This window comes from Sphingobacterium sp. Ag1 (genome assembly GCF_000988325.1).
Taxonomy (GTDB): domain Bacteria; phylum Bacteroidota; class Bacteroidia; order Sphingobacteriales; family Sphingobacteriaceae; genus Sphingobacterium.
Genome location: NZ_LBGU01000043.1, coordinates 166,346 through 183,230 on the forward strand (window position 1 = coordinate 166,346; position 16,885 = coordinate 183,230).

Below are 16,885 nucleotides of genomic sequence, written 5' to 3' on the forward strand. Positions count from 1 at the left end.
AACTACGTCTTTTGTTAGGATTTTATAAAAAGACCTGCAATATTAAGTACAGCTTCTGCAGTTAGAGGTTCATCGAAAGACTGGGTTGCTGCATTGGTCGAAATTTTCCCCATGGCACCTGCCAATGTTGTAATATCCACTCCCGCTTGTGTTATATTATTTTCGCCTGCATATACCGGATCGACAACTGCGCCAATACCACTGTCATTACTTCCTGTAATCCAAGGTTTTTGATTGGCAGCTCCACCTCCGCGAGCACGACGCATTTGGCGGATATGAGAGGCATGTCGTGCCTCAACAGAATGGATCTGAAGCGCCGCAGTCAGTACAACACGATTGCCGAGTAAAATTCCCGCTTGCCCTTTATAAGCTCTTACCCCGGTGTCTTCAAATGCTTGTGCGATAGCTAAAAATGTGTCGTAGTCACTGAAAACATTGCCGAAAGTCCCCCCAGCGGTGAAATCAAAGGTTGGTTTTGAAACAGCTTTATTGCCTAATACCTGTTTAAGAAAATTCACATGTGCAATTTCATGGTCACGAATGGTGGTTATCGCACCGAGTGGTTTACCTGTGGGGATAAGACCTGCTTTGGCAACAGCCATAGTGTAGTATTCTGCTTCGAGATATTCCAAAGTCAACGCATAGTTGAGTACTCCATTGACATCTGTGGGAGCCGTAGCACCATAAGCTTTTTTAAAGAGCTCACCTATCATAAAGGGCAGGGCAGCCAAAGTTATTTTTTTGCTCATTGAAGCCAAACTTTTAATTGCTTCGCGACGAGGGCTGATGCGATCGCTGAATTCAGGATCTACAGCATTTATTTGTTCAAAAACGTTTAAGAGATTCATGATAATCAGTTTTTAGGTGAATTAATAAGTTGGTAGATCGCTCACATCAATCTTGGATTTAATAAATGGCGCTGCGGCACTAAGGACGACGCTTGGACTCTTTGCGACATCAAGGCCATTTGAATCCACTACTTCCTGATTGGCAAAACTACCATTGTCGATCATATCCCTGACCCAGGCGGCATGTCTAGCTTCAACAGACACGATCTTGCCAGCCAACAGTAAATAATTGACATCTTTTATTAACCATCCAGCACCATTGTAGGCCGAAACGCCAAGATCTTCAAATGTTTTTGCTGTTGCCAGTACCGTTTCGCGACTGCTGAAATTGATACCGCCTAAATTAAATTCAAGACTTGAAATGGCTTTGGCCCCTAGGGCTACCTTGAAAAACTCACGATGAGCAATTTCATGATCACGGATATCCGTAAAAAAAGTTTTTTCCATGTCCGTCATGCCACTATAGGGGTTGTTGACTAACTGGATATAAAATGCAGCTTCAAGTTGTTCAAGTGCATAGGCATAATTTAGGATGGCAATGTCGCCGCTACCAAAGTACATGCCCTTACCACCGTTATCCATGCCATCATCGTGGTCTTTTTTGCAACTCGACATACCCAGGATGGCTAATGTAGCAGCACTGGCTCCTGCATATTTTAAAAAATCTCTTCGTCTGAGATCTCTTTTGTCCATGTCACTATTGGAGTTCAATAGTGTTTCGTTGTGGGAGGTTATCTTTTCCATAACAAAAGTCTTTTAGTTTATAATTTTTTTCTGTACTTATACCCATTTACGACTTTTTGGAAAGCTTGGATTTCATAAATTCTTTTTTTTTAAAATATATTTTTGGCATTGAAAAACCGATATAATCTTCGCCCTCTTGGGAACCGAAGGCAGCACGGCGCTTATTATCGGTGATCTTTTAATCTAATAGTTTGTTTTTTATTTAAAACTATTTTAACACAGCGCTGTTCATGATTATATTTTATCATGCTATTACCGCTGGTTTTCTACTTTTTACGATAGACTAAGAAAAGTTAAAACCAAATCGATATTAATTGGGCATTGGAATGATTCAAATCAATCGTTAAAGATTAGTGAAATATTATTTGTACGTTAGCGCATGCTATACATTTGGACCTATAAAGACTTCGAAGATAAAATTATTAACAATACAGGCTTTTGAATGAACGCTAAATTATCGCCAAAGAATGAATCAGATCGGATACGCGTGTTGCATGAATACGAAATTTTAAACACAGCAGCCGAGGAAGAGTTTGACCGCATTACGAAAATTGCATCACTAGTCTGCGGTACACCCATCTCATTGATTTCACTAGTGGATAAGGATATGCAGTGGTTTAAATCGCGGGTTGGCTTGGAGATAGACGAAACAACGCGCGATGTTTCTTTTTGCCAATATACGCTGGAAGAAGATCAGCTGATGGAAGTTGAGGACGCTAAAAAAGACGATCGCTTCAAATCGAATGAACTCGTTACCTTAGAACCAAACATTCGTTATTATGCTGGATTACCATTAATCGATCCCAACGGATATGCCTTAGGGGCCTTATGTGTTATTGATCGTGTTCCAAGGCAGCTCGATCAGCATCAAAAAGAGATCCTAACCCTTCTTCGGGATGAGGTTGTCGCGCTTATTGTCAACAGAAAAGAAAAAGAAAAGTATAAAGAAAGTGAACAAAAACTGAAAGCATTTTTCGATAACTCTCAGGGACTTATGTGTACGCATGATCTGAAGGGCAATTTTATAGCCGTCAATGAAGCTGGAGCCAAGACTTTGGGCTATACACGGGAGGAGATTCAGTTACGATCACTTTTTGATATTGTCCCATCGGAGGGGCACAAGAATTTACAGGACTATCTGGGCGCAATTGTTCAACGCGGAACAATCAAAGGAGAAATGCGAACCTTGACATGCTCGGGTGAGACGCGTATCTGGATGTTTAATAATATTTTGCAGACCAATGGGAACAAAATACCCTATGTGATTGGCAATGCCGTGGATATTACGGAACAGCATTTTCTAGAAAAGGAACTGAAGCATGCTCAAGCAACATTGATGCGGACTGGAAGGGTAGCTAGAATTGGAGGCTGGGAATATACGCCTGCTGATGGGAAGATTGTTTGGTCCGAAATTACGCGAGAAATTCATGAAGTACCCGAAGACTATGAACCAGAGCTAACAACTGCTTTACAGTTCTATAAAGCGGGATCAAGTAGGAATAAAATACGGACTGCCATTGAACATGCACTCGCTACGGGAGAAGCTTGGGATTTGGAGCTTGAGATTGTCACCTTCGCTGGTCATGAACTGTGGATACGTGCATTGGGAAATGCTGATTTTGAAAATGGCCATTGCGTTCGTTTATACGGTACCTTTCAGGATATTGATAAGCGTAAACGTATCGAAGCAGAGTCTTCGAATTCAAAAAAACTGCTTTCAGAAGTATTGGATGCAACCTCCGCTGTAGCTATTATCGCGACCGATACGACTGGTGTAGTCACATTGTTTAATACAGGAGCGGAAAACCTTTTGGGATACCGCAGTGAAGAGGTCATTGGGAAATTGGGGCTTGAACATTTTCATTTGAAAGAGGAGCTCGTGTTGAGAGCTAAGGAACTGGAAGTTGAATTAGGACGTTCGGTAGATAAACTTCGTTTCTTTGTAGATATGGCAGAGCTGCATGGTGCTGAACAGCGAGAGTGGACCTATTGTCGAAAAGATGGATCTAGATTGTATGTTTCCTTAGCCGTTACATTTATTCGGGATATTAACGAAAATGTTATCGGTTATCTTGCGATTGCAACTGATATTAGCCGGATTATTCATCAACGGGAAGAGCTGGAAAAGGCGAAATTAGTAGCTGAACAGGCAAGTGCAGCAAAATCACAATTTTTGGCAAATATGAGCCATGAGCTTCGTACACCTTTGAATGGGATTGTTGGCTTTACCGATTTGTTGCTTGGGACAGCACTTGAAGATACTCAACGGGAATATCTGAGTATCGTTGATCAATCAGCCAATTTATTGCTTGGAATTGTAAACGACATTCTAGATTTCTCTAAAATTGAGGCTGGCAAACTAGAACTGGACGTTGAACAGACGGATCTTCAGGACTTGGTTATTCAACTGACAAACTTTCTCAATATGCAGATCAAAGCCAAAAATTTAGAGTTTTATCTGAATATCGCGGCCGATGTGCCACATTATATTTGGGTTGATGCCCTCCGTATCAAGCAAGTATTGATGAATTTATTGAGCAACGCCACAAAATTTACCGAGAAGGGAACCATTGAACTCAGCATTACAGTAGAATCACATGATGCCACCCAGGCTGTTCTGTGCTTTAGCGTCAAAGATACAGGCATAGGTATTAAAGAGGACAATGTGGAACGGATATTTGATGCATTCACACAGGAAGATAACTCGATGACTAAACGTTATGGGGGAACTGGCCTTGGACTAACAATATCGAATAAATTGCTTAAAATGATGGGCAGTGAATTGAAATTGGAGAGTACCTTTGGTGCCGGTAGTCGTTTCTTTTTCACTATTAATGTTCCCGCCGTTTGGGAAATTAATGCGTGGGATGGATTAAAAAAAATAAAGGATGTACTAATTGTTGCAGAGGAAGAGTCGGAGCGAAATGATTTGGATCGGATGTTATCGTTAAAGAAGATTAATACCGTGCATGCAAAAACTGGATTTGAGGTATTACAGATATTAAAAAAGGGACATCATTTTGATGCAATTTTGATCGATCATCAATTGCCTATCATCAGCGGTATTGAAACGATACAGAATATTCGTGAAAAAAATTTCGATAACAATACTGAGCCGACCATTATTCCTATTTTTAGTTCGAATCAGCAGGATATAGAACAGCTATGTCATTCCGTGGCCATAAGTAGATGGTTAGTCAAACCCTTTACGCCGGAGGAGCTGTATACAGCTTTAGTAAAGGTGAACGTTTCTTAGTTTGAAGTAAGCTCTCAAAGTTGCATGAGCCGTATTTACGACCTAAGTTATCCATTTATGCACAGTTAATAGGTTCTCTTGATAGGGCGATGATGAAGTGTCTGATTTCCTTTGAATATGATTTTTTTGATTTCTAGCGTATCAAGAGCATGTTTATTATCGCAAGTTTCGGATTTTACAGCATTATCTTTCTGGATAGCTTTGTGTTGGATAATAAATAAAACACCATGCAAATTTTTAAAGATAAAGTCATCCTGATTACAGGGGCTAATAGGGGGATAGGAAAGTCACTGGTAAGTGCATTGCTCAATAACGGTGCAGGGAAGATATATGCAACCTGCCGGGATTTAAAAAATATGCCAGCATTCAACGATCATCGAATCGTACCGCTGCAACTAGACATTACCGATGTTAAACAAGTAGAAATGAGTGCGCTAGCAGCCCCAGATACTGAGATTCTGATTAACAATGCAGGAACCTTAAATCCAGGGAATATGCTACAAGGAGAAGTATTGGCGATGGAAAATGATCTGAAGGTAAATTATTTTGGAACAATAAACATGATGCGTGCATTTGCTCCAATTCTGATAAAGAATAGGCCATCTATCATGATCAACATTGTTTCGATTGCCGCCTATTCGCCTTTACCTTCTATTGCTGGGTACGCTGCTTCCAAAGCAGCACTTTATTCTGCTACACAATCTGTTCGAATTGAACTGGCTAAAAAGGATGTGACAGTATATGCTGTTAATCCGGGAGCAATTGATACCGATATGAACAAGGGAAGTGATTGGGATATGCCAGATCCAGATCGTATCGCAATAAAGATAGTAGAAAGTGTCGCAGCCGGAAACCTCGATATAGTCCCGGATGAAATGGGACAAGGTATGTATGCCGCATGGCGAGAAGAGCCTGCGAAATTATCAAAAATATTTTCTGATCTCTATCATCAAGAAAATTAGATGTTCACTATTGTTCGGCGCTATCGATGTTTATGAGTAGCGCCGAACAGTATGCTGACGATCAAAGAAGACGCTGTCTCCAAAGTCGATTTTACAATTCGGATCCAAATAAAATTTGAAACTTTATTACATTAAATGGAAAAGGACCAAGATCGCTTCGAAATGCAACGATTGACTATTCTTTTGATTTTAGGTATGGGATACGATATTGTTCATCAAATCTTTTCTTATCATCCCGATAGCTGCTGACGGCTCCAAATTTATGCATCATTTTAATATAGCACCATGCGAGATCTATCTGATAAGGCTTAAAGCCACTCCGCGCACTCTTTGGATATAAATGGTGGTTGTTGTGCCATTCGCCTGCTACAATGCCAGGCCATAACTGGTTTATGGATTTGTCTCTCTCATTGAAATCGATACCTTCACGTTGTTTGTCTTCACCTTTTGCATGCCCTTCATAGTTGAATGTGCGCACACCGACTGCCCAAAAGCCGGCGGCTCCAAAGAGTGTACAGGCAAGTGCGTGACCACCGATTAAATAAAAGGCGGCATACCAAAAAGCCCAGTTTAATATCCAGGATCCTATTGCATGTGAAGGATTGACATACGACCCCCACTTTTGATATTGCGCATAACTATTAGCTGTTACACCCGCGTGTCGCATAAGCAATTTGACGCGGTTATAGGAATTTTCCGTAAGGTTCTTAGCAATAGGCTGGTGATTTACATCGGCTAAAAAACAGTATAGAAAGCCAGCTTGGGCATTATAGGGATCACCCGGTTTATCGGATTTTGCGTGGTGAACATGATGTGAAATAACATATATTTCTTCGGGAATTACATTGATGGTCAAATTCTGCGTGAAAAAACGCCAGAAACCGTTGCGGAATTTAAATGCGCCGTGTGTCGCAAATCGATGATGCCATATCGTTCCATGGGTCCCCATAACGATCATACTGTACAGGAACGCGGCTAACACAGTCCACCAACTGAAATGGTAAACCAAAAAGATGATAAAAAAGGGGATGAGGCAAGCTACTTTTAACCAGCTAAAAAAGGGTAACCAATTTCGTTTATCCTTAAAAATATTAAGGCGTTTGAAGAATTCAGTGAAAATTTCTTTTTTGCTTGGCTTTACGAGATTTCCATCGGCGTCTTTCCATCCGTAGGTTGGAACTTGCAGAACATGGTCTAAAAAGGGCATTTGTGGTTGATGTAAATTATAATTTTTGCTAAAGGTATCATATTCCATGGTTAAAAAGTGTTAATGTTAAAAGTTTAACATATCCTTAAGATGTATCAAGCAATTCGAGAAGGATGAAATAGCTTGCTGGAAGCTATAATATTAATAAGCAAAGGCATCACGATTAATGCTTATTTTACCATAAAGTGATACGGAATTTAAAGGGAGTTTATAGCTATTCATCCGAATGAGGTCCCTATAAAGTCCCTATAAGGTCCCTGTTATTTTTAAAGTTTTAAGGGCCATATTCTAACACTTTTTATACTATTGTTCTTTAATGAATTTCATCTCAAACCCATTCTCTTTTCTTACGACTTGTTTCAGGTCAGGCGTAAATTGAAGTTCTATTCCAAGCCCCATTTTGAAGAGATCATTTCCAAGATAATCGAGCGCTACATTTTCTTGACTGGAGGCCTCTAAAATAAGCATACTGTCTTTCTGTACAAAGGTGAGCTTAAATGCGGGCGATATCTCAGCAGCATAGGTGCCCAAATAGCGCTCGATGTGTTCGATAGCCCGTTTTTTTACCTCATAAGGTTCTATGGCGGTAATATTTTCCATATTTTCTAAACGTGCCATCAATCCCCAGCCATAAAAATCATTGGATACCCCAATGAGCAATTGGTTTTCACCTTTTTTAAGTTTTAAGCGGGTATTCCCGTTCTGTACAGATATCCTTCCGTCGGGATACCTTTTCATATTCTGCCTAAAGATATTTTTGTCTGTGTAGGTAATCTGATCATTTAGGTAAAGCCATATTTCATCTGAGAATCCGAGCTGAAGATTAGCTAATGTAGGTTCTTGTGCTGTAATAATAGTTTTTAGCCATATTATCCGACGCTTTTCGGCACTACCGAAGCGTCTTGTAAGGTTTACCAATCCATACCGCTCGGTTGCTATTTTTTCCGTGAAGGCTTCGTCTTTCGGCAGGTCACGAAAAGTAGTTGGTTCTCGCCCTTCTTCCAAAGTCGTGGGTTGGGTTATCGACCAGCTTCGGATATAATTGGCCTCATGTCGGGTCAGGTCCACACCTTCGGCTTGCGGTAGGTTCTCAATTTCATTAGGTTTAATCTCGATATTACTGATGTATGCATCCCCGTCGAAGGCAATGCTTCCCGTATTTTCTCGTCCCTCGAGTTTTGGTACGGTCAATCTCAAGCTGTTATTGACAAAAACCTGCATTTGCACACCTGATATGACGAGTTTAATATGATTCCATTCTTCTGTTTTAGCAGCCGCAGGTGCCTGATATTGGGGATAGATGTCCCACATGTTGACACCGTCTAAGATGGGACAGTACTGAATGCCTTCATTAGCGAATGGGTTGGCCATTTTAGGAACTCGGAGATAGACAATCTCCTGTTCTTTTTCATTTTTTCGATGAAAATAAATGGCGCTGGCGAACTCTGTTTTTGAAGGTATCACATCATACTCGATGGTTCCGTCTTTAAAAATTAAGTCTTTAATCACGACCGGACCAGATGCTGGAGCGATTTTCATTGCTTTACGACCTTTAAAGTTTAGAAAATCAACTTTTCCGTGCTGGAAGGACCATTGTTCTGCGCTTAATGGAATGCTCTTGCTTATTGATGCTTTGCTATTTTTTTCTTGAGTATAACTTTGTAATAGAATGACCCATATGAAGGCTAGTGTCAAAAATATCTTTTTCATGTTAATTAAATTTTTGATAAATTTAACGGATAGACCTTATTTCAACTCGCTCAACCTTGCGGCAAGTTTAGTCAAGTTTGTTCAAGCAGATTGTTTGTTTTTAAAATGTTGATATATAATAAATTATGGTTAAGTTGAGTGATCCCGAATTGTTTCTGCATCTTAAGAATTCCATTGAAAATCAACTTGAATGGGGTGAAACCGCTCATTGGAGTACAGCTGATTTTGAAAAACTTTCGGAAAAGATACAGGAGAAAACGGGAGTAATACTTAGTGTTTCTACGTTGAAGCGGATTTTTGGTAGGATTGATTACCAGAGCAAACCAGCCCTCACGACATTAAATACATTGGCGCGCTACGTTGATCATGAGGACTGGCGGGCTTTTCGGAATGCTTATGCACAGAAATATATACCGCAGGAGCAGTTATTGCATAAATCCGCTTTTGAACCAAAGGTGAAGAAAAGAAAACAGCACGGTCCTATATTTATTATCGCTATTTCATCTGTTTTCGTCCTTGTCTTGGTCGGACTTTTCGGTAATAGGTTTATTCCAAATAAGAAGCCTATTAATAATAGTGCCTTCCACTTCTCGTCCAAGACAATGCTGACAGAAGGCTTGCCAAATTCGGTCGTTTTTAATTACGATGCTTCTGCTGCAAATGAAAACGATTCGGTATTTATTGCACAAAGTTGGGACACCAGCCGTAAGATACAGGTGGATAGAAAGGGCAAACACCATTCTGCGATTTATTATTATCCAGGTTACTTTAGAGCTAAACTGATTATTGGGAATAAAATTGTTCGAGAACATGATATACAGATTAAAACCAATGGCTGGCTAGGATTAGTAGAAGCAGCCTCGGGAAAGGAGCCTTTGTATTTCAAAAAAACTGAAATCGTGTTACCCCATGAAACTGCCATTACTCAGGAATTGTTGAATAGCTATAACGTCGACCTCCTCCCTGATGCTCCACTGGTAAGACTTTACAATCAAAAGGATACGACAGGAGTTATGACCGACAACTTTAGTTTTGAAACAGACATCAAAACAGGAGCGAGCAATAATGGTAATAATTGCCAGCGTGTGGAAGTACTCTTACAGGCTAAAAACGATATCATCATTGTACCTTTAGTAAATACAGCCTGTATCGGTGACATAGCTCTTACAGCTGGTGGCTTTTATACGGATAGCAAACAAGATGACCTCAGTGGATTTGGCTGCGATCTTTCCAAGTGGACCAAGCTTAAAATAGTTTGTAAAAATCAGCAGGTTAAATTTTGGATCAATGATAAACCTACATACACTACGATGATTAAAAATGCACCAACTGAAATAGTTGGTCTGCAATATCGTTTTAAAGGGGCAGGTTTTGTTAGAAATACCCGTTTAAGTGGGTCGGAGAGGAAGGATATTAGTTTTTGATAGGTAAACCAATTATGCATATGATGATACTAAAAAAGATATTTCCTTTTTTATTTTTCTTACCGCTAGCTTGCTTGGCTCAGCAAGAAAAAGGAAAGCCTTTCGAAATACAATTTGATATCTCGGGACTTTCCAATGGCGCAAAGCTTCAATTGAATAGCTTCCAGGAAGGTGGTCGGTCCTATGACGTCATACTTAAGGATGGAAAATGTGCCATAAAAGGAACTCTAGAGGAGCCTTCTTTATATGTACTAACGGCAAAGCCCAATTTGAGGGCAGTCATCTGGATTGAACCGGCTCGCATGAAGATATTAGGCGATAGTTTACATTTTTCGGATATAGCGGTGCTGAATTCCAGATCACAGGCTGATGCCATCCCAATCAATAGGCAACTGGATCCCATGTGGAAAGGAGCAGCTGAGCTTGACCGAAAAATTGAAATTGAAACCGATTCGGTCCAACTGGTGGAGTTGAAAATAGCATCGGACCATTATTATCGGTCCATCAGACAGTTGAGAGTCCACAATATTTTTGATAAAACACCGTCTTATCCACTTATGCAGGAACTCTATTTCTTAAGGACATCATTAACAAGAGATTCCTTGCAGTTGGCTTTTGATAGGTTCCCTCAGAATATGAAAAAAAGTAGAACAGGACGGTTCTTAAAGGAATTTCTCCAAGCAAAGGAACTTAGAAGAGGGGATCTGGCTCCAGGTTTTATTGTCAAAGACCTTAATAATAATGATGTGAATTTGACTGATTTTCGGGGAAAGATTGTTGTTCTCGATTTTTGGGCTGCTTGGTGTGTGCCTTGTAGAAAAAGTAATAAGAAGCTACCGATGTTGTATGCTAAATATAAAAAACGAGGTCTAGAGATCCTATCTTTTAACCTAGACACAAATAGGGAGATTTGGAAGAAAGCAGCGGTCGAAGACGGCATATCCTGGACCAATGTGGGCGATCAGCAAGCGCTGTATAGCAAAACAGCAATTAACTATCGGGTGCAGGGATTACCAAAGGTTTATATCATTGATCGAAATGGTTTTATCATAGATACCGGAGGATCTGGGGTGGACCTAGAACGTACTATAGAAGAATCTCTCGATCCTTTGCTTCAAGATCCAGTATAAAAAATAGAGTAGGAGCAGAGGGGGAGGTTATGACCTTTCCTAAATGCAGGAAAGGTCTTTCTCCAATGACGTATGTTTTATTCTTCTGATGTGTTCTTTAGTTGCATTAAGAGCGTGTAGGCATTTTTGCTAACGATTTTCTTCCCTTCAAAATCGCGGTAATTCAATACCTTCACTAGTCCTTTTTGAGGCTCCTCAACTGCTATTTCCGCCAGGCGATAATTGCTGTTTCCTTCCGATATGAATACATAATTTTTTCCTTCAAAGTCTACGATACTTTCTTCAGGCAGAGCGTGCCCCAACGTAGCCGTTGTTTGTATTTCAGCATTCATGTATACACCAGGTATCATATTCTGATCATATTTGTCCAAATGACAATGCACATCTGTCATGCCGGAGGGATCGACATCTTTGCCGATCAAATAGATTTTTCCATTGTACTTTTTACTTGGGTTAGCATTGGAGTACGCCAATAGAAGCTGTCCAGGGCGAAGCTGTTCAAGATCCTTTTCATAGACTTTGAGGTTCAGATGGATATCCGTTGGATTGATCAATTCGAAGAGGATATCTGAAGGATTCACATATTTCCCGATGTTGACATTAACCTTGCTCACATACCCATCTATAGTGCTGTATACGGGAGCACTTTTTCGAATATTTTCAGCAGAAACTGTACTGGGCTGAATATGTATGAGCTCTAGCTGTTTTGCAATGGCATTCATTATAATCTGTTGACTGTTCATTTCGGCCTGAGCTTGCTGCATTACTTTATCGCTACTCGCCTGATTCTGGTTGAGTTCCTTTTGACGTCTGAAGTCAAGCTGGGCAAAATGTAACTTTGATTGGGCCGAGAGATAATCTTGCTGAAGCTGCACAAACTGTGGATTTTCCACAACTGCTATAACATCTCCTTTTGAAACCTTCATACCAGGAAGCAGCTTGGTACTTTTTAAGTATCCTCCTAAAGGAATGCTTACCGACACGAAGTTTTGAGGCGGAACATCTATTTTTCCATTGACTTTTAAGATGTTGGTTATCGGTTCGTCCGCAAGCGTTACTATTTCTAAATGCACATTTCGCAACTGGGCATCTGTTAGCGAAACCAGGTTTTCGTCTTTAGGGCCTGGTGGCGTGGAGGCTGCACTTTCCGTATTTCGATGGCAGGAAATACAGAGTACAGCCAACACATAAACCATATAGTGGGATAAAAGATTTTTCGTTTTCATTTTTATCGATTTATCATAATGTAATGAAGCAGAATGGCATTTTCATTGAGCTGCCACAACGCATCCGTATAATTACTTTTCAGTAGGATTGCTTGGTTGACCAAAGTGACAAATTCGAGATAATCTATGGCGCCGTTTGAGAATTTTTTCTGTACGGTTTCAAAGACGATTTCAGCATTCTTGAGTCCTTCGGTTTCATATTGATCGACAATATCGAGACTGGTCTGATAGCGTTGAGAAAGCTCTTGTACTCTTTTTTTAAGCTCAAATTGTGCATTTTGCAATTCGTCGCTCGCGATGGTTTCCGCTAGACGTGCAGTCTCGATCCGAGCTCTCTGTCCTTTGGAAAATACCGGTACGGCAACACCTAACTGTACAGAATGGAATCGCGGACTTGCGTCGTAGGTCCTGTTATCTGGACCGGTACCTTTAAAACTATTTAGATTATAGCCTAATAGCAACTCGGGGAGCAATTTAGATTTTTCAACCCTTGTTGCTTGTTCCGAGACTATTTTTTCTTGTTCCAATACCTTGAGCAAAGGATGATCGGCTATTGATAACTGACGAAATTCGATCTTTTCCATAGAACTTAGGGTGTAGGTCTCTTCCGTATTTAGCAGCCACTGGAATTGCAATTGAAGTCCCTTTATCTCATCACGTACCTGTCTCAATTGGATCGTGATAGCTGCTTTTTGATTCTTCGCGGTTACACTTTCAAGGGCATCACTTTCACCTGCTTTTTGACGTAGAATGGTTTTGTCGAGAAAGCTGCTATACAATGACAGTGCTTTAGTCAAAAGCTGTTCCTTTTGTTGCCAATACAGTATGTTGTAATAGGTAAGACTGACAGCCTTTTTAAGCTCAAACTCTTTGAGAGAGACTTGTAGTTGACTTCTTTTCCATTCTTCGGTATAGCGGGCCCGTTGCCTTTTGTAGACCGCAGGAAAACCAAAACGTTGACTGATACTGACCTTTGTATCCTGATAGGCGCTATTGATCTGGCCATAATCCAAACTGATATCCATCTGCGGAATATCGGCAGTGGATGACCCTATTAGCGCTTTGGCATAGGCAGCTCTTAGTTTTTCAATTTTTATGTTACGGTTGTTTTGGAGAGCGAGTTCAATAGATTGATCCAAAGTAACCACAGTCTGTGCTGTTGAATTGTTTGTTGTTAAAAAAATAAATGCAATCAAAAGAGGTGCAACATGTCGTCCTTTTAATTTATTGAGTTTAAATCCCCGTTCTATAGTTACATAAAGCAAAGGGAGAACGAATAATGTTAATAACGTTGCTATAAGCAGGCCACCAATGACAACAGTTGCCAATGGGCGTTGTACCTCAGCTCCAGCGCCATTGCTCAGTGCCATGGGGATAAACCCCAGTGAGGCAACCGATGCGGTCATCAAAACGGGGCGCAAACGATTTTCTCCGCCATCGACAACAATGCGTACAATATTGCGAATGCCACTTTTTTGAAGCCTGTTAAATTCGGAGATCAATACGATACCATTGAGGACAGCCACGCCAAATAAGGCTATAAATCCAACCCCGGCACTGATACTAAAAGGCATTCCCCTTAGTGCCAACAGGAAAACCCCACCTATAATCGATAATGGGATAGCACTATAGATCAATAAACTTTCTTTAACAGATTTAAACGCAAGGAATAGAAGTATAAAGATTAAGGCTAAAGCAATAGGGACAGCAATCAGGAGGCGTTGTTTGGCATTATTGAGATTTTCAAAAGAACCGCCATATTTGATGGAGTATCCTGTTGGAAGTTTGATTTCCTTATCAATTTTAGCTTGTAGTTCATGGACGATACTTTGTACGTCGCGGTCTTTGATATTAAATCCGACGACAATCCGGCGTTGTGCGTTTTCACGTTGGATCTGATTTGGCCCTTGCTCAATGGCCACACGTGCCAATTGGGAAAGTGGAATTTGGTTGCCCGTAGGCGTTGGGATTAAGAGGTTACGGATATCGGTAATATTCTTTCGGTCCTTGGCGGCTAGACGGACGACCATGTCAAAGCGTTTCTCTCCTTCGAATACCAGACCTGTATTCTGTCCAGCAAAAGCAGCATTTATGGTTCTATTTACGTCAGCAATGGAGAGTCGATGCTGGGCGATCATTGGACGGTTATAGGTTATGACGACTTGTGGAAGTCCGCCAATAGGTTCGACGTAAAGATTTTGGGCTCCTTGGACCGTTTCAATGATTTTACCTATTTGCTGAGCATGTAAGGCCAGAGAATCGAGGTTGTCTCCAAATATTTTGAGGACAACATCCTGCCGCGCCCCCGTCATCAGCTCGTTGAACCGCATTTGGACGGGGTACTGAAAGCCGGCCGTAATACCGGGTACATCCGTCAAGGCGATACTCATTTTTGAAGCAAGTTCTGGAAATGTATGGGCCGAAGTCCATTCTTTTTTGTCTTTTAGGATAACCATCATGTCTGATGCTTCCATTGGCATAGGATCGGTTGGCACCTCGCCGCTGCCAATTTTGGTGACTACTTTTTCGACCTCAGGAAATCTGCTTTTCAGAATATGGGCAGCCTTTTGAGTGCTTTCAATAGTCGTAGTCAGGTTACTGCCCGGAAGAACCCGCGTGTCGACTGCAAAATCTCCTTCCTCTAGTGAAGGAATAAATTCCCCGCCGAGGTGACTTAGTGTAACTACGGCAAGTATAAAAAGTGAGATAACCAATGCAAGAATAGTCATTGGAAGTCGGAGTACTTTGAGTAATACATGGACATAAAATTTTTCAAGTCTTTTCATCAGCCGATCCGAAAGCGAAGGTTTGCTATTTCTCGCACGGAGTAATATTGAACTCATCATCGGTATATAGGTGAGCGATAAAAGGAACGCGCCTAATAAAGCAAATGCAACTGTTTCGGCCATGGGTTTGAACATTTTACCTTCGATTCCTTCCAATGTTAAGATGGGGAGGTAAACGATCAGGATAATGATCTGTCCAAAAACAGCACTGTTCATCATACGACCGGCTGATGCTGTCACCATATCATCCATTTCAGAAGCGGGCACCTTGAGCAATTCTTTGAATCGTTGCTGCTGCATAAGCTGATGCATCACAGACTCGACAATAATGACAGCCCCATCAATGATTAATCCGAAATCGAGTGCACCGAGACTCATCAGGTTACCACTCACTCCAAAGAGGTTCATCATGCAGATTGCAAATAGCATGGCTAAGGGAATGACGGAGGCCACGAGCAATCCAGCCCGTATATTGCCTAGGAAGAGTACTAGTACAAAGACGACAATTAATGCTCCTTCCAAGAGATTTGTCTGCACCGTACTGATGGCATTATTGACCATTTTGGTACGATCAAGAAAAGGTTCAATAAGGACACCTTTAGGCAATGTTTTTCGGATTTCCTCTACTTTGGCCTTTACATCTGCAATGACTTGGCTGCTATTGGCGCCTTTTAGCATCATCACGACGGCTCCAGCAACTTCACCATTGTCGTTGTAGGTCATTGCGCCGTAGCGGGTTGCATAGCCAGGTTGTACTTGAGCAATGTCCCGAAGGAAAATCGGCAGGTCGTTTTGCTTACCCGCAATCGCAATATTTTGGATGTCGTCAATGTTGCCGACCAGTCCTTCGCTTCGGATATAAAGGACTGTTGGTCCTTTCTCAATGTATGCGCCGCCGGTGTTTTGGTTATTGGCATTTAGTGCGTCAAAGACATCGTTGATTGTAATCCCATAGGCATTGAGTCTGTCAGGGCTGACAGCGATCTCATATTGTTTCAGCTTTCCTCCGAAACTACTGACTTCAGCTACGCCTTTGACGCCTAGCAGCTGCCTTCTGACAATCCAATCTTGGATAGTACGCAGTTCGGTTACATTATACTTGTGCTCGTATCCCGACTGGGGTCGAACGACATATTGATAAATTTCTCCAAGACCTGTAGAAATAGGGCCCAGCTGGGGAGAACCTATGCCTGGAGGAATTTCTTGCTGTACCTGTTGCAGACGTTCAGCGACTTGTTGCCGGGCCCAATAGACATCAATGTTGTCATCGAAGACAATGGTTACAAGGGATAGCCCAAATCGCGAAAAACTCCGGATTTCCTGTAATCCAGAAATATTACTGTTGGCCTGTTCGATTGGAAAGGTGATTAATCGTTCAATATCCGTTGCACCAAAAGAAGGGGCAATAGTGATGACCTGCACCTGATTGTTGGTAATATCAGGTACAGCATCAATAGGAAGTTTGGTCACCTGATATGTGCCTATCCCGATTAATGCCAACATCAGTAGTGCTACAATGAGTTTGTTCTTTACAGAGAACTCAATGATTTTCGTAAGCATAATAAATAGATTCTGTTAAATCGTAAAATAAT

10 protein-coding genes are annotated in these 16,885 nt (G+C 41.1%); 4 read left to right on the forward strand and 6 right to left on the reverse strand.

All coding sequences use genetic code 11. The features are described 5' to 3' along the window. Positions 1 to 14 precede the first annotated feature (14 nt). Together AAW12_RS18350 and AAW12_RS18355 are read right to left on the reverse strand one after the other, a co-directional pair. Complete coding sequence (locus tag AAW12_RS18350; protein WP_312440498.1) at positions 15 to 749, reverse strand: ferritin-like domain-containing protein; 735 nt, start codon at positions 747 to 749, stop codon at positions 15 to 17. A gap of 120 nt (positions 750 to 869) precedes the next feature. Further along, entirely contained in the window at positions 870 to 1,592 is a 723-nt protein-coding gene (locus AAW12_RS18355; protein ID WP_046675105.1) for a ferritin-like domain-containing protein, read from the reverse strand. Positions 1,593 to 2,034: 442 nt separating this feature from the next. Here AAW12_RS18355 and AAW12_RS18360 point away from each other — a divergent pair, with 442 nt between their 5' ends. Both AAW12_RS18360 and AAW12_RS18365 read left to right on the forward strand, forming a co-directional pair. Further along, complete coding sequence (locus tag AAW12_RS18360; protein WP_053003804.1) at positions 2,035 to 4,848, forward strand: PAS domain S-box protein; 2,814 nt, start codon at positions 2,035 to 2,037, stop codon at positions 4,846 to 4,848. A gap of 227 nt (positions 4,849 to 5,075) precedes the next feature. Next, positions 5,076 to 5,810: an SDR family NAD(P)-dependent oxidoreductase gene (locus tag AAW12_RS18365; RefSeq protein ID WP_046675106.1), complete on the forward strand. Its 735-nt coding sequence runs from the start codon at positions 5,076 to 5,078 to the stop codon at positions 5,808 to 5,810. Between the two features lie 175 nt (positions 5,811 to 5,985). Here AAW12_RS18365 and AAW12_RS18370 read toward each other — a convergent pair whose 3' ends face one another. Next, positions 5,986 to 7,065, reverse strand: coding sequence for a fatty acid desaturase (locus tag AAW12_RS18370; protein WP_231585301.1), 1,080 nt, complete (start codon positions 7,063 to 7,065; stop codon positions 5,986 to 5,988). 255 nt (positions 7,066 to 7,320) lie between these two features. Further along, positions 7,321 to 8,727, reverse strand: coding sequence for a hypothetical protein (locus AAW12_RS18375; protein ID WP_046675107.1), 1,407 nt, complete (start codon positions 8,725 to 8,727; stop codon positions 7,321 to 7,323). 125 nt (positions 8,728 to 8,852) lie between these two features. Between AAW12_RS18375 and AAW12_RS18380 the strand changes: the two genes are divergently transcribed. Both AAW12_RS18380 and AAW12_RS18385 read left to right on the forward strand, forming a co-directional pair. After that, positions 8,853 to 10,151 carry a hypothetical protein gene (locus tag AAW12_RS18380; RefSeq protein ID WP_046675108.1) on the forward strand — a complete coding sequence of 433 codons (1,299 nt, stop codon included), beginning with the start codon at positions 8,853 to 8,855 and terminating at the stop codon, positions 10,149 to 10,151. Positions 10,152 to 10,171: 20 nt separating this feature from the next. Continuing rightward, entirely contained in the window at positions 10,172 to 11,281 is a 1,110-nt protein-coding gene (locus AAW12_RS18385) for a TlpA disulfide reductase family protein (RefSeq protein WP_197084087.1), read from the forward strand. Between the two features lie 77 nt (positions 11,282 to 11,358). Here AAW12_RS18385 and AAW12_RS18390 read toward each other — a convergent pair whose 3' ends face one another. Both AAW12_RS18390 and AAW12_RS18395 read right to left on the reverse strand, forming a co-directional pair. Next, complete coding sequence (locus tag AAW12_RS18390) at positions 11,359 to 12,507, reverse strand: efflux RND transporter periplasmic adaptor subunit (protein WP_046675110.1); 1,149 nt, start codon at positions 12,505 to 12,507, stop codon at positions 11,359 to 11,361. A 2-nt stretch (positions 12,508 to 12,509) separates the two neighbouring features. After that, complete coding sequence (locus AAW12_RS18395) at positions 12,510 to 16,853, reverse strand: CusA/CzcA family heavy metal efflux RND transporter (protein ID WP_046675111.1); 4,344 nt, start codon at positions 16,851 to 16,853, stop codon at positions 12,510 to 12,512. Positions 16,854 to 16,885 lie beyond the last annotated feature (32 nt).